At 55.6% G+C, this 14,737-nt stretch carries 13 protein-coding genes; 4 read left to right on the top strand and 9 right to left on the bottom strand.

The annotated features are described in order from the left end of the window. Positions 1-16 precede the first annotated feature (16 nt). The 4 genes from BH712_RS12760 to BH712_RS12775 all read right to left on the bottom strand — a co-directional run bounded on the left by BH712_RS12760 (position 17) and on the right by BH712_RS12775 (position 2,832). Complete coding sequence (locus BH712_RS12760; protein WP_003860314.1) at positions 17-226, bottom strand: CsbD family protein; 210 nt, start codon at positions 224-226, stop codon at positions 17-19. 119 nt (positions 227-345) lie between these two features. After that, entirely contained in the window at positions 346-1,683 is a 1,338-nt protein-coding gene (gene dinF, locus BH712_RS12765) for an MATE family efflux transporter DinF (protein ID WP_006810485.1), read from the bottom strand. Positions 1,684-1,746: 63 nt separating this feature from the next. Continuing rightward, positions 1,747-2,355 carry a transcriptional repressor LexA gene (gene lexA, locus BH712_RS12770; RefSeq protein ID WP_006810486.1) on the bottom strand — a complete coding sequence of 203 codons (609 nt, stop codon included), beginning with the start codon at positions 2,353-2,355 and terminating at the stop codon, positions 1,747-1,749. Between the two features lie 108 nt (positions 2,356-2,463). Continuing rightward, complete coding sequence (locus tag BH712_RS12775; protein ID WP_006810487.1) at positions 2,464-2,832, bottom strand: diacylglycerol kinase; 369 nt, start codon at positions 2,830-2,832, stop codon at positions 2,464-2,466. A gap of 154 nt (positions 2,833-2,986) precedes the next feature. Here BH712_RS12775 and plsB point away from each other — a divergent pair, with 154 nt between their 5' ends. Continuing rightward, positions 2,987-5,407: a glycerol-3-phosphate 1-O-acyltransferase PlsB gene (gene plsB, locus BH712_RS12780; protein WP_006810489.1), complete on the top strand. Its 2,421-nt coding sequence runs from the start codon at positions 2,987-2,989 to the stop codon at positions 5,405-5,407. A gap of 91 nt (positions 5,408-5,498) precedes the next feature. On the opposite strand, the gene ubiA is transcribed toward plsB, so the two are convergent. From ubiA to malK, 5 genes are all read right to left on the bottom strand, one after another. Next, entirely contained in the window at positions 5,499-6,368 is an 870-nt protein-coding gene (gene ubiA / locus BH712_RS12785) for a 4-hydroxybenzoate octaprenyltransferase (RefSeq protein ID WP_006810490.1), read from the bottom strand. A 12-nt stretch (positions 6,369-6,380) separates the two neighbouring features. Continuing rightward, complete coding sequence (ubiC, locus tag BH712_RS12790; protein WP_003860326.1) at positions 6,381-6,878, bottom strand: chorismate lyase; 498 nt, start codon at positions 6,876-6,878, stop codon at positions 6,381-6,383. A 172-nt stretch (positions 6,879-7,050) separates the two neighbouring features. After that, entirely contained in the window at positions 7,051-7,989 is a 939-nt protein-coding gene (gene malM / locus BH712_RS12795; RefSeq protein ID WP_006810491.1) for a maltose operon protein MalM, read from the bottom strand. 114 nt (positions 7,990-8,103) lie between these two features. After that, positions 8,104-9,414: a maltoporin gene (locus BH712_RS12800; RefSeq protein ID WP_026080558.1), complete on the bottom strand. Its 1,311-nt coding sequence runs from the start codon at positions 9,412-9,414 to the stop codon at positions 8,104-8,106. Positions 9,415-9,456: 42 nt separating this feature from the next. Further along, entirely contained in the window at positions 9,457-10,566 is a 1,110-nt protein-coding gene (gene malK, locus BH712_RS12805) for a maltose/maltodextrin ABC transporter ATP-binding protein MalK (RefSeq protein WP_003860329.1), read from the bottom strand. Between the two features lie 370 nt (positions 10,567-10,936). Between malK and malE the strand changes: the two genes are divergently transcribed. From malE to malG, 3 genes are all read left to right on the top strand, one after another. Further along, positions 10,937-12,127 (top strand): maltose/maltodextrin ABC transporter substrate-binding protein MalE, encoded by a 1,191-nt coding sequence (malE, locus tag BH712_RS12810; protein ID WP_032673704.1) that lies wholly within the window; start codon positions 10,937-10,939, stop codon positions 12,125-12,127. A gap of 120 nt (positions 12,128-12,247) precedes the next feature. Then, entirely contained in the window at positions 12,248-13,792 is a 1,545-nt protein-coding gene (gene malF / locus BH712_RS12815) for a maltose ABC transporter permease MalF (RefSeq protein ID WP_006810495.1), read from the top strand. Between the two features lie 14 nt (positions 13,793-13,806). After that, the gene (malG, locus tag BH712_RS12820) at positions 13,807-14,697 is read left to right on the top strand and encodes a maltose ABC transporter permease MalG (RefSeq protein ID WP_006810496.1); all 891 of its coding nucleotides are present in this window, start codon (positions 13,807-13,809) and stop codon (positions 14,695-14,697) included. Positions 14,698-14,737 lie beyond the last annotated feature (40 nt).

The following is a 14,737-nucleotide window of genomic DNA, read 5'->3' on the forward strand; positions in this document are numbered from 1 at the left end:
TTGGGGATAGTGCCGGTTACCAGCGGTAGTCGTTACGGGTTTCCCAGTCTTTGACTTCATTTTCCGCCTGATCTTTTTCGTAACCGTAGCGCTCCTGGATTTTACCTACCAGCTGATCGCGCTTACCTTCAATGACGGTCATATCGTCATCTGTCAGCTTACCCCACTGTTCTTTCGCTTTACCTTTGAATTGCTTCCAGTTGCCGCCGATTTCGTCTTTATTCATAATCGTGTCCTCGTGTTAAGCGTCTATGAGTATCGTCCGCTTCGTTCTTTTCTGCTGGACGTGATTATTATTGTAGTTAAGGATTCGGCAGTTGTTTTTATATTCGGAATCTTTAACCGTTACGATATATCGTGCGAAGCTGGAAACCAGGTATTGTTTCGCCAGTGACGATGCCAGATAACGGCCAGCGAAAGGCCACGCAGTGAAAGAAAGACCGCCAGCGCCAGCCACAGACCGTGATTACCAAGATATGGCAGGGTCAGCAGCGTCAGGCCGAACCCCGCCGCAGCGACGGCCATGCTGTTGCGCATCTCCGCCCCCCGCGTGGCGCCAATAAACATCCCGTCCAGCAAATAGCACCATACGCCCACCACGGGTAGAACCACCTGCCAGAGAAGGTAGCGATCGGCCAGCTCACGTAGCGCGGGTATTGAGGTCAGCAGTGCGACAATATGCTCGCCAAAACAGGCATAAACGAAGGCAAATACCAGGGCCACCAGACCCGCCTGACGGCAGGCAGCACGCCAGACTTCACGCAACTGGCCGCTTTCACGCGCGCCATAGGCCTGCCCTGAATGCGCCTCCACGGCGTAAGCAAAACCATCCAGCGCGTAAGCGGTAAAGGTCAATAACGTCATGAGCACTGCGTTGACCGCGACGATCTCTGGCCCAAGACGCGCACCAAACACGGTTAATGCGCCAAAGCAGAGTTGCAGCAGGAGCGAACGGAGCATGATGTCGCGATTAAGCGCCAGCAGCTTACGAATGTTGCCACGCCAGGCCGTTTTCAGCAGCGCAAGCGAGATACCGCGCATCGCCAGCACGCGCCAGACCATCCACAAACCGATCAGCAGCGTACCGTACTCGGCAATTGCCGTGGCCAGCGCTGCACCCCGGACGTTCATGTGCAGTCCCATCACTAGCCAGAGATCGAGCACAATGTTAAGCAGATTGCCCACCACCAGCAGGATCACCGGCGCGCGGGCGTACTGTACGCCCAGTAACCAGCCCAGCAGGACCAGGTTTGCCAGTGACGCGGGCGCGCTGAGCCAGCGAATTTCGAGGAACCGCCGGGCCTGCTCCAGTACGGCATCACTGCCACCCACAATATGCAGCGCAAGATCAATCAGCGGCGTTCGCAACAGAACGATTAACGCGCCAGCACCGAACGCCAGTATAAGCGGCTGAACCAGCGCACGCGCCAGACGGAGGGGATCTTTTGCACCATACGCCTGAGCCGTCAGGCCTGTCGTACTCATGCGCAGAAAGAGTAGCAGCATAAAGAGGAAGCTGGTCGCCGTTGCGCCGATCGCGACACCGCCCAGATAAATCGGCGAATCCAGATGCCCGATTACCGCCGTATCCACCAGCCCCAGCAGAGGAACGGTGATATTGGAAAAAATCATCGGTAGCGCAAGACGCCACAACGCCTTATCGGCAGAAGTTAGCAATGCCATGGAAAGTACCGGAATCAAAAAATAGGCCAGGCTGTAGAGAAACTACAGCCTGTCAGGAAGAGATTACAGCCATTCACCGTTGCGGATAACGCCGACGGCCAGGCCTTCAATGGAGAAGCTCTGCTCGCGGAGATCCACCACAATCGGGGAGAATTCGTTGTTTTCTGGCAGAAGCTGAACGGTGTTACCTTGTTTTTTCAGGCGCTTAACCGTCACTTCATCGTCAATGCGCGCCACCACGACCTGGCCGTTACGCACGTCCTGCGTTTTGTGTACCGCCAGCAGATCGCCATCCAGAATACCGATATCTTTCATGGACATCCCGCTAACACGCAGCAGGAAATCTGCGCTCGGCTTGAACATGCCTGGGTCAACCTGATAGTGCCCTTCGATGTGCTGCTGTGCCAGCAGGGGTTCACCTGCGGCAACGCGGCCCACCAGCGGAATACCGGTCTCTTCTTCCACCAGCAGACGAATGCCGCGTGATGCGCCGGAAACAATCTCAATCACGCCCTTACGCGCCAGCGCCTTAAGGTGCTCTTCGGCAGCATTAGGAGAACGGAAGCCCAGACGCTGTGCAATTTCTGCACGCGTGGGTGGCATACCCGTCTGGCCGATATGATCCCGAATGAGATCAAACACCTCTTGCTGCCTGGTCGTTAACGCTTTCATACCGCCCCCTGGGTGTATATACAGTTATGCTGTGAGTATATACAGTCAAAGGCGATTTTGGAACCAAAAACTGCACAAAAAACCAGGGACTTAATTATTCCTCGAGGCTCATCGGAAATGCGACCAAAGCAGCGTGACCCAGGTGATCGCCGCAGTGATAATCGACAGCAGTACGGCAGCGGAACCCATGTCCTTCGCCCGGCCAGACAGTTCATGGAATTCCGACCCAATCCGGTCCACAACGGCCTCAATCGCGCTATTAAGAATTTCCACTATCATCACCAGAAGGACAGATCCGATGAGCAGTACGCGGGTGATAGCATCAACATCAAGGAAGCAGGCGATGACAACCGCAACGATTGCGGCAACCGCCTCCTGGCGGAAAGCGGCTTCATTAACCCATGCGGCGCGGAAACCTTTCCATGAATAACCGGCAGCTTTAATGATTCGGGTTAACCCAGTGGTATTATTGGCCATTAAAAGAACCTTTTATGATAAATAGCGTCAGTTACTACAGGCGCAGCGCGTTTCGCTGCAACCTGAAGTATGACGGGTAACAACAGAAATTTTGCGCGCTTTCTGTTATCCTTGCGCCGCAATTGCATTATTAACCAGAGGCTTTACATCGTTTATGTCCGGCTGGCCACGAATTTACTACAAATTACTTAATTTACCATTAAGCGTACTGGTAAAAAGTAAGTCTATCCCAGCAGAACCCGCGCTGGAATTAGGGCTCGATACGTCGCGCCCGATTATGTACGTTTTGCCTTATAACTCGAAGGCAGACCTGCTTACGCTTCGCGCTCAATGTCTGGCGCATGATTTACCTGACCCGCTTGAACCGCTGGAAGTCGACGGTACGCTGCTGCCGCGCTACGTGTTCATCCATGGCGGACCGCGCGTGTTCACCTATTACACGCCGAAAGAAGAGTCCATTAAGCTGTTCCATGATTACCTCGATCTGCACCGCAGCAACCCCGATCTGGACGTGCAGATGGTGCCGGTGTCGGTAATGTTTGGGCGTCGTCCGGGACGCGAAAAAGGGGAAGAGAACCCGCCGCTGCGTATGCTCAACGGCATTCAGAAGTTCTTCGCCGTCTCCTGGCTGGGACGCGACAGCTTTGTCCGCTTCTCGCCTTCCGTTTCACTGCGCCGCATGGCGGATGAACACGGCACCGACAAAATTATTGCGCAAAAGCTGGCGCGCGTTGCGCGTATGCACTTTGCACGTCAGCGTCTGGCGGCCGTTGGGCCACGTCTCCCGGCACGTCAGGATCTCTTCAACAAGCTGCTGGCTTCCAAAGCGATTGCCCGTGCCGTAGAAGACGAAGCGCGCAGCAAGAAAATTTCGCACGAGAAAGCGCAGCAGAACGCAATCGCGCTGATGGAAGAGATCGCCGCGAACTTCTCCTACGAGATGATTCGCCTCTCCGACCGTATCCTCGGCTTCACGTGGAACCGCCTCTATCAGGGGATTAACGTCCACAACGCCGAGCGCGTGCGTCAGTTAGCGCACGACGGCCACGAGATTGTCTACGTGCCCTGCCACCGCAGCCACATGGACTACCTGTTGCTCTCTTACGTCCTCTATCACCAGGGGCTGGTGCCGCCGCACATTGCTGCCGGTATCAACCTGAACTTCTGGCCAGCAGGCCCGATTTTCCGCCGTCTGGGTGCCTTCTTCATTCGCCGTACCTTCAAGGGCAACAAGCTCTACTCCACCGTCTTCAGGGAGTATCTGGGCGAGCTGTTCAGCCGCGGTTATTCCGTGGAGTACTTTGTTGAAGGGGGGCGCTCCCGTACCGGTCGTCTGCTCGATCCGAAGACCGGCACGCTGTCGATGACCATTCAGGCCATGCTGCGTGGCGGTACGCGTCCTATCACGCTGGTGCCTATCTACATCGGGTATGAACACGTGATGGAAGTGGGCACCTACGCGAAAGAGCTGCGCGGTGCGACCAAAGAAAAAGAGAGTCTGCCGCAGATGCTGCGTGGGCTGAGTAAATTGCGCAACCTCGGCCAGGGATACGTTAACTTTGGCGAACCCCTGCCTCTGATGACATATCTGAACCATCATGTTCCGGAGTGGCGCGAGTCTATCGATCCTATCGAGGCGGTACGTCCGGCCTGGCTGACGCCAACGGTCAACGGCATCGCATCCGAGCTGATGGTACGCATCAACAACGCCGGTGCGGCAAACGCCATGAACCTGTGCTGTACCGCGCTTCTGGCCTCTCGCCAGCGTTCACTGACCCGTGAGCAGCTGACCGAGCAGATTGATTGCTACCTCAACATCATGCGCAATGTGCCGTATTCCGTGGATTCGACCGTACCGTCTGCCACTGCCAGCGAGCTTATCGATCACGCGTTGCAGATGAACAAGTTCGAAGTCGAGAAAGATACGATTGGTGACATCATCATTCTGCCGCGCGAGCAGGCCGTGCTGATGACCTACTACCGTAACAACATCACGCATATGCTGATGCTGCCGTCGCTGATGGCGGCCATTATTACCCAGCATCGCCGTATTTCACGTCAGGAGCTGCTGCGCCACATTCAGGCCATCTACCCGATGCTGAAAGCGGAGCTGTTCCTGCGCTGGAGTGAAGATGAGCTGGCGGCAGAACTGGATAAAATGACCGCAGAGATGCATCGTCAGGGGCTGATTACCATCAGCGATGATGATCTGCATATCAACCCGTCACGTTCTCGTACCTTGCAGCTGCTGGCTTCCGGTGCGCGTGAGACGTTGCAGCGCTACGCCATTACCTTCTGGTTGTTGAGTGCAAACCCGTCAATCAACCGCGGTACGCTGGAAAAAGAGAGCCGGACGCTGGCCCAGCGCCTCTCCGTTCTGCATGGCATTAATGCCCCGGAATTCTTCGACAAAGCGGTATTCAGCTCCCTGGTGCTGACGCTGCGCGACGAAGGGTATATCAGCGATACGGGCGATGCCGAGCCGGAAGAGACGATGAAGGTTTATCAGATGCTGGCAGAGCTGATTACCTCGGATGTGCGTTTGACGATTGAGAGTTCGACGCAGGGCGAGTGATGTTAAAAAGCCGGGTGGCGCTAACGCTTACCCGGCCTACATGTTCCGCTAAATCGTAGGCCGGGTAAGGCGAAGCCGCCACCCGGCTTTTTTATGACCAGTAACTCATCGCCAGCCCCAGAAACAGCACCAGCCCGACGTAGTTGTTATTCAGAAACGCTTTAAAGCAGGCTTCACGCTCGCGCTTCGCGATCAGCTTTTGCTGATACGCAAACAGCAGCCCCGCCACCAGCACGGACCAGTAAAACGCCCAGTTCAGCCCGTTCAGGCGACCAATCGCCACCATCAGCGCCAGCACCGCCACCTGCAATATGCCAATGATCAGTTTGTCGTGACGACCAAACAGGATTGCCGTCGATTTGATGCCAATCTTGAGATCGTCATCGCGATCGACCATCGCGTATTGGGTATCGTACGCAACGGCCCAGAGAATATTCGCCAGGAACATCAGCCAGCAGCTGAGTGGAACGGACTCGCTGACCGCGGCAAATGCCATGGGAATCGACCAGCCAAATGCCGCACCTAATACCACCTGCGGCAGATGGGTGTATCGCTTCATAAACGGGTAAACCCAGGCCAGCGCCAGGGCTGCAACGGAGAGCAGAATGGTCATGGTGTTAAGCGTTAACACCAGCAGGAAAGAGAGAAGCACCAGCACCACAAACAGGATACGCGCCTCTTTCCCGGTCACCTGCCCGCTCGGCAGAGGTCGATTCGCGGTACGCTTCACATGCCCGTCAAATTTACGGTCGGCATAGTCGTTAACCACACAACCCGCAGCGCGCATCAGCCAGACACCCGCCACAAACACCGCCAGGATCCACAGTGGCGGCACGCCCGGCGTGGCAACCCACAGCGCCCATAAGGTCGGCCACAGCAGCAGCAGCGCGCCAATGGGTTTATCAGTACGCATCAGGCGGTGATAGGCCAGCAGCTTATTCTGCGTCAGACTCCACTCCATTTTTTCTCCCTCTTAGTACAACGGCGATGCAGGCAAAAAAAGTTCCGTCAGTATTAACGGCTTGCCACTCAAACGAAGGCGGGAACGGCGCCCCCACAAATCGGCATCGCAACCAATTTCAATAAAATCACGGGTCAGTTCAGACGAGGTGAACAGATAGCGCCCCAGGGGCGTTTTGCCGAGGCGTTGCAATGCCAGCTCCGGCCCCGAAAGTGTAGACTCCGGAACCACCGTCCGCCCGGCAAGCCACGGCTCGCCATCCGCACAAAGTAAAATTTCACGCAGCCAGTAGCGTTCTTCCTGCGGCAGCAGCGGCAACTCGCTGGCAATCTCCGCAGGCGAGACAAACCCTTCCTGAATCATCGTCACCGTGACCGTTTTACCCTGTTGCTCAAAACGTTTTGTCATGGAATCTTCCAGCAGCAGCCAGTCCAGTTGCTCCGGGTTAAGCGCGGGTATTTGGTCGAAATAGCGTAGCGCACGCAGCTGCGTTAGCGCGGGGTGTGACATGCCAGACTCTCCGATTCATAACGTAAAGGCATTGTATCGCAGATTGGCAAAATGAGGACGGACAAACCAAATTTAGCGATCACTATCGCAACAATGGTGCAACTTGGCCAAAAAAAGTGCGCCCGGTAAGGCGCACTAAACGACTAACAAAATCAGCACTGCGGGGAGACGGTTACCCCTTGCCTTTTACACTGCTGATAAAGGTGGAACGGGCAGTGGTTGAACCTAAACGCTCGGCTTCATCAAGCAGTTTCAGCGCTTTATCGACGTCGCCGTTTTTAACCGCCTGCTTGATGGCGTTGTTGAAGTACGTTTCCGTGTCGTTAAGCACCGGCTCGGCTTTTTTCGTCGGGGCCGGGGCTGCGGCTGGTGCGGCGGCTGGCGCGGCATACACAGGGGCGGCAGTATTACCCACCGTTACCGGGCCAGGACCCGATGAGCCAAACAGTGGGCCAACGAGCACGCTGGAGGCGCTGTTGGTGGAGACTTTCAGCTTGATCAGACCATCGGTGGTGTGACGGGCAAGCGGGTCAGGAATATCCGGGACGGAGTTCCCCGTGCCTTTCGCATAGGCTTTTGCCGGATCAACAAGCTTCGTTGTCTGTTGCAGATCTTTTTCAGTCGTGAACACCAGAACATAAATCTTCTGCTGACCCAGGGCAGGCGTCAGGCGCATAACGCCTTCCAGACGGTCAGCGCTCATGACGCCGGGTTCCTGATAGCTGAAATAGTCGCTTGGGAAGAAAGCGGATGGCGTCATGTTCTGATCGAGGATCAGCACGTTAGGCGCGAAGACGCTGGTCTGTTTATTGACTTCACTGGTCAACGTCAGGGTCAGCTCACCGATATTCGCAGGCACGCTGAAAGCCGCAACCGGACCGCTGACACCCGGCACGTTCAGTGACTGACCACCCGCTGAAAGCTGGGTAGTTTGTGTTTTTGATTGATCAACTGGCGTCCACACCAGTTGCTGAAGTGCCGCGGCCGGAATAGCTGGCGCAGCACTGGTATTCTGAGGAACAAAATTCACATCTGCAAAAGTAACCGCAGGCGCACAGGCCAACAGCCCCGCAGAGAGGCACAGCGCGACGAGACTTTTCTTCATTTTCATTGTTATTACCTCTGATAGCGTGAGCACTGCGGTGGCCAGGCAATAGCGCGCAGCACCCTAAGGAGAGAGGGGCTTACGCCCCTCTTTTCAGGTCATTACGTCAGGCTTGACGAATTACCACCAGATTTCCATCTGGGCGCCGAAGGTCCACTCATCGTTGTCGCCACGGCTGAAGGTTTTCGCGGAGGTGTCGCTATACGCTACGCCAGAGGTGTAACCTGCACCTGAGTCGTTGTTTGCATAGCCCCATTTCTCATCCCACTTCGCGTAGGTTGCGAAGACACGGATAGCCGGACGAGACCAGATGCTGTCGCCTGCCTGCCATTGCTGTGCCAGGGTGATTTTGTACTGGCTGTTTTTGTCGTCAGTTTTCTGAGATTTGACGTTGTCGTAGCCCACTTCCAGCAAGGTGCTCATGATCGGCGTCCATTTGAACATTGGACGAACACCCACGGTCCACCACTCGGTACCGTTGTTGTTGTCACGATCGATGTTCTGGTACATACCGACGTACATCAGGTCCCAACGGTCTGCCAGGGTGATTGCACCGTGGTCCAGCACACGCCACATAGAACCGTCGTTATCGATGCTGCCGCCCTGTGGAATCCCTTTACCGTTAGAGGTCATGGAGTCCGTACCGTATTGCAGGACGAACTTGTTGAAGCCTTTCATCATGCTCTGGGTGTGTTCAGCGGTGAACAGCCAGCCATCTTTAGAGGCGCCAGGTTGCAGATAGTAGTCGTCAGGAATGTTGGTATGACCGTAGTCAACGCCCAGCTCCAGCGTACCGCCCGGGTTAGTTTCCAGACCGGCTAAACGGACGTCGAAGACATCGTTTGGTACCACGTTGTCATAAATACGGTCACCGTTCGCATCACGATCGGCGAAGGTTGCAGAACCGCCGGACTCAGAAGAACGGGTCGCTGCCAGAGAGAGTTTACCGAAGCCCAGATCGATGTTTTCAATACCGGCACCAGGACCAGAAATATCCCAGTAGTAGAAGTCGATCATGTGTACGTCATGACGCTGATAGAAGCGCTTACCGGCCCAGATGGTAGAGCCTGGCAGCCATTCAATCAGGTTTTTACCCTGCACGTTAGCTTCACGGAAGGCCGGGCTGGTGGATTCCCAGTCGTTCTGCTGAGAAACGGAGTACGCTACGTTGGTGTCGAAATAGAAGCTCTTATCGCCTTCTTTCCACACTTCCTGGCCCAGTTTCAGTTCGGCGTAGGTTTCACATTCGTTACCGAGACGGTATTTACTTTGTGCGCCTGTTGCCTGGAAACATTGTTGTTCACCGCCACTTCCGGTCCAGCCAATGCCGGAACGAGCATAACCTTTAAAGTCTACGGCGCCCGCCTGGGCAGACAGGATGCCTGCCGCAATGGCGACAGCCAGAGGGACTTTGCGCAGAGTAATCATTATTCTATCTCCTGAGATCATTGCTTTTCTTTGTAATTGGAATGCTTAAACGCCTGGCTCTTTGTGCAACCGACGACATGCAGTGCCATCCTCACGGAACAGATGGCAACGCTCTGGCGGCAAACCGATAGCGAATGTGGCACCCTCTTCTACCAACACCACGTCATTCTGGCGGTAGACCAGGTTCTGACGGATGGCGGGGATCTGGATATGAATCTGTGTTTCGTGACCAAGCTGTTCGACGACCTGAACTTCACCTTCCAGCGTCACATCAGCGATGTGGCTCGGCAGTAAATGTTCAGGGCGGATACCGAGGGACATATTGGCCCCCACCTGTACGTTGGCGCTGTCGACCGGCAGCCAGACTTGCTGACGGTTTGGCAGCTCCACCTGTACCTGTTCGATTGCCGTCGCGGTCACTTTAACGGGCAGGAAATTCATCTTTGGCGAGCCAATAAAGCCCGCAACAAAGCGGTCTGCCGGGTAGTGATACAGCTCCAGCGGTTTGCCCACCTGCGCCACGCGACCGGCGTCCAGCACCACGATTTTGTCGGCCAGCGTCATCGCTTCGACCTGATCGTGGGTGACGTAAATCATCGTGCGCCCAAGGCGCTTGTGCAGACGGGAGATTTCGATACGCATCTGGACGCGCAGGGCGGCATCCAGGTTGGAAAGCGGTTCATCGAGCAGGAACACGCGCGGTTCGGCCACCAGCGTACGGCCAATCGCCACACGCTGACGCTGACCACCGGAAAGCGCTTTCGGTTTACGCTCCAGCAGATGTGCCAGCTGGAGCACTTCCGCCACCTGGGTGACGCGCTGGTTAATGGTCTCTTTTTTCGCGCCGGCCAGCTTCAGGCCAAAGGACATGTTCTCGGCAACGGAAAGATGCGGATAGAGTGCATAAGACTGGAACACCATGCCCACGCCGCGTTCAGCAGGCGGGATGTCGTTCATTCGGGTATCACCAATAAAGAGATCGCCACTGGTGATGGTTTCAAGACCGGCAATCATACGCAGCAGAGTCGATTTACCACAGCCTGATGGACCCACGAACACCACAAACTCACCTTCGTGGATGTCCAGATTGATGTCTTTTGACACCACTACGTCGCCCCAGGCTTTCGTTACATTACGCAGCTGTACGCTCGCCATGCCCTTCTCCCTTCGTTACAACCTGTCACCGACAGAAACATTCAAGATAAGTTCACTATGCGTGTTCCATTACTTTCGTGAATCCTCCACCCCCCGGCTTTTTTATGGGGGAGGAGGCGGGAGGATGAGAGAGCAGGCTCTGCGACCGCAGCTGAGGGGCTGAGGCGAAAATCGTGAAGCGGCCTGCAAAATTCAGTGGGTTTTTATGTGCGCCAGCACTCATAACTTAAATTTATGTTACAGGGATCACACAAACAGGGGGTGGGGCGTAGGGACTGGGAGGATGGAAAGAGGATGTCAAATAAGGAGACTGAGTCACGTTGAACCACCTTATGTATCCACGAGCACATCACCAAAAAGGATGGCAGATATGAATATCAAGACTGGCGCACGCGTTTTCGCATTGTCCGCCCTCGCAGCAATGATGGTTTCCGCCCCAGCGCTCGCCAAAATTGAAGAAGGCAAGCTGGTAATCTGGATTAACGGCGACAAGGGCTATAACGGCCTGGCCGAAGTGGGCAAAAAATTCGAGAAAGACACCGGTATCAAAGTCACCGTAGAGCACCCGGACAAGCTGGAAGAGAAATTCCCGCAGGTTGCAGCAACCGGTGATGGCCCGGACATTATCTTCTGGGCGCATGACCGTTTCGGGGGTTACGCGCAGTCTGGCCTGCTGGCAGAAGTCACACCAGACAAAGCCTTCCAGGACAAACTGTTCCCGTTCACCTGGGACGCCGTTCGCTATAACGGCAAGCTGATCGCTTACCCAATCGCGGTTGAAGCCCTGTCACTGATTTACAACAAAGACCTGGTGCCAAACCCACCAAAAACCTGGGAAGAGATCCCTGCCCTGGATAAAGAGCTGAAGGCGAAAGGTAAATCCGCCCTGATGTTCAACCTGCAAGAGCCGTACTTCACCTGGCCGCTGATTGCTGCCGATGGCGGTTACGCGTTCAAGTTTGAAAACGGCAAATATGACGTGAAAGACGTGGGCGTGGACAATGCGGGTGCGAAAAAAGGCCTGACCTTCCTGGTTGACCTGATTAAGAACAAACACATGAATGCGGATACCGACTACTCCATCGCGGAAGCGGCGTTCAACAAAGGCGAAACCGCGATGACCATCAACGGTCCGTGGGCCTGGACCAACATCGACAAGAGCAAAATCAACTACGGCGTGACCCTGCTGCCAACCTTCAACGGCAAGCCGTCTAAACCGTTCGTTGGCGTGCTGAGCGCGGGTATCAACGCCGCCAGCCCGAACAAAGAGCTGGCGAAAGAGTTCCTCGAAAACTACCTGCTGACCGATCAGGGTCTGGATGAAGTGAACAAGGACAAACCGCTGGGCGCCGTTGCGCTGAAATCCTTCCAGGATCAGCTGGCGAAAGATCCACGCATCGCGGCCACCATGGATAACGCCCAGAAAGGCGAAATCATGCCGAACATCCCACAGATGGCTGCGTTCTGGTACGCCACCCGTACTGCGGTTATCAACGCTGCAAGCGGTCGCCAGACTGTTGATGCTGCGCTGAAAGATGCTCAGGGTCGTATTACTAAGTAAGCAGAAAAACGGCGGGTGGCGCGTGCGCTTACCCGCCCTACGACTACGGCACGATCCGTAGGTCAGGTAAGCGCAGCGCCACCTGACGAAAAGTTTCCACCGTTGTAGAGGAAGAACCCCATGGATGTCATTAAAAAGAAGCACTGGTGGCAAAGCGACGCACTGAAGTGGTCAGTGATAGGTCTGCTGTGTCTGCTGGTGGGTTACCTTGTTGTTTTAATGTACGTACAAGGGGAATATCTCTTTGCCATCATGACGCTGATCTTAAGCTCTGCTGGCCTGTATATTTTCGCCAACCGTAAAGCCTATGCTTGGCGCTACGTTTACCCAGGTGTTGCCGGAATGGGGCTGTTTGTCCTCTTTCCGCTGATCTGCACCATCGCAATCGCCTTTACCAACTACAGTAGCACCAACCAGCTCGCGCAGGAGCGCGCCACCCAGGTGCTTCTGGATCGCTCTTATCAGGCGGGTAAAACCTTTAACTTCGGTCTGTATCCCGCGGGAGATGAATGGAAGTTAGCGCTCACTGACGGCGAGAGCGGCAAAAACTATCTTTCCGACGCGTTCAAATTTGGCGGCGAGCAGAAGCTGGTCTTAAAAGAGGCTGCGGCCCTGCCGGAAGGTGAACGCGCCAACCTGCGTATCATTACCCAGAACCGCCAGGCGCTGACCCAACTCACCGCCGTGCTGCCTGATGACAGCAAAGTGACCATGAGCTCGCTGCGTCAGTTCTCCGGCACGCAGCCGCTGTATACCCTGGCGGACGACGGCACGCTGACCAACAACCAGAGCGGCGTGAAGTACCGTCCGAATAACGACATTGGTTTCTATCAGTCCATTACCGCCGACGGCAGCTGGGGTGACGACAAGCTCAGCCCGGGCTACACCGTCACCATTGGCTGGGACAACTTTACCCGCGTGTTTACCGACGAAGGTATCCAGAAACCGTTCTTCGCCATCTTCGTCTGGACGGTAGTCTTCTCGGTACTGACCGTGATCCTGACCGTGGCCGTGGGCATGGTGCTGGCCTGCCTCGTGCAGTGGGAGTCCCTGAAAGGGAAAGCGATTTACCGCGTACTGTTGATTCTGCCTTACGCCGTACCGTCGTTTATCTCAATTCTGATTTTCAAAGGGCTGTTTAACCAGAGCTTCGGTGAAATCAACATGATGCTGAGCGCGCTGTTCGGTATCAAACCGGCCTGGTTCAGCGACCCGACCACCGCCCGCTCGATGATTATCATCGTCAACACCTGGCTGGGTTATCCGTACATGATGATCCTGTGCATGGGCCTGCTGAAGGCTATCCCGGACGACCTGTACGAAGCCTCGGCGATGGACGGCGCGGGTCCGTTCCAGAACTTCTTCAAGATTACGCTGCCGCTGCTCATTAAGCCGCTGACGCCGCTGATGATTGCCAGCTTCGCCTTTAACTTTAACAACTTCGTGCTGATTCAGCTGTTGACCAACGGTGGCCCGGACCGTCTCGGCACCACCACGCCAGCAGGCTATACCGACCTGCTCGTGAGCTACACCTACCGTATCGCCTTCGAGGGCGGCGGTGGTCAGGACTTCGGCCTGGCGGCAGCGATTGCCACCCTGATCTTCCTGCTGGTTGGCGCCCTGGCGATTGTGAACCTGAAAGCCACACGTATGAAATTTGACTAAGGAGGGCACTGAACATGGCAATGGTACAACCCAAATCTCAGAAACTGCGCCTCCTCGCGACGCACTTAGGCCTGCTGATTTTCATCGCGGCCATCATGTTCCCGCTGCTGATGGTTATCGCCATCTCCCTGCGTTCGGGGAACTTCGCCACCGGGAGTCTGATCCCGGATGAAATTTCCTGGGAGCACTGGAAGCTCGCGCTGGGCTTCAGCGTGGAACATGCCGATGGCCGCGTCACGCCGCCGCCGTTCCCGGTGCTGCTGTGGTTATGGAACTCAGTGAAGGTGGCGACCATCACCGCGATCGGCATCGTGACGCTCTCCACCACCTGTGCTTACGCCTTCGCCCGTATGCGTTTCCCGGGCAAAGCAACCCTGCTGAAAGGGATGCTGATTTTCCAGATGTTCCCGGCAGTGCTGTCGCTGGTGGCGTTGTATGCCCTGTTTGATCGTCTTGGCCAGTACGTGCCGTTTATCGGCCTGAACACCCACGGCGGCGTGATCTTCGCCTATCTTGGCGGCATCGCCCTGCATGTGTGGACCATCAAAGGCTACTTCGAAACCATCGACGGTTCGCTGGAAGAGGCGGCATCGCTGGATGGTGCCACCCCGTGGCAGGCGTTCCGTCTGGTGCTGCTGCCGCTGTCGGTGCCGATTCTGGCGGTGGTGTTTATTCTGTCGTTTATCGCGGCGATCACCGAAGTCCCGGTTGCCTCACTGTTACTGCGCGATGTGAACAGCTACACCCTGGCCGTCGGTATGCAGCAATACCTCAACCCGCAAAACTACCTGTGGGGCGACTTTGCCGCGGCGGCCGTACTTTCCGCCATCCCGATTACCGTGGTGTTCCTGCTGGCCCAGCGCTGGCTGGTGAATGGCCTGACGGCGGGCGGTGTGAAAGGTTAAGTTTCATCTGTTATGCCACTGCAACCCTCAACTTTAGACG

Origin of the sequence: Enterobacter hormaechei ATCC 49162, from assembly GCF_001875655.1 — a bacterium.
GTDB lineage: Bacteria > Pseudomonadota > Gammaproteobacteria > Enterobacterales > Enterobacteriaceae > Enterobacter > Enterobacter hormaechei.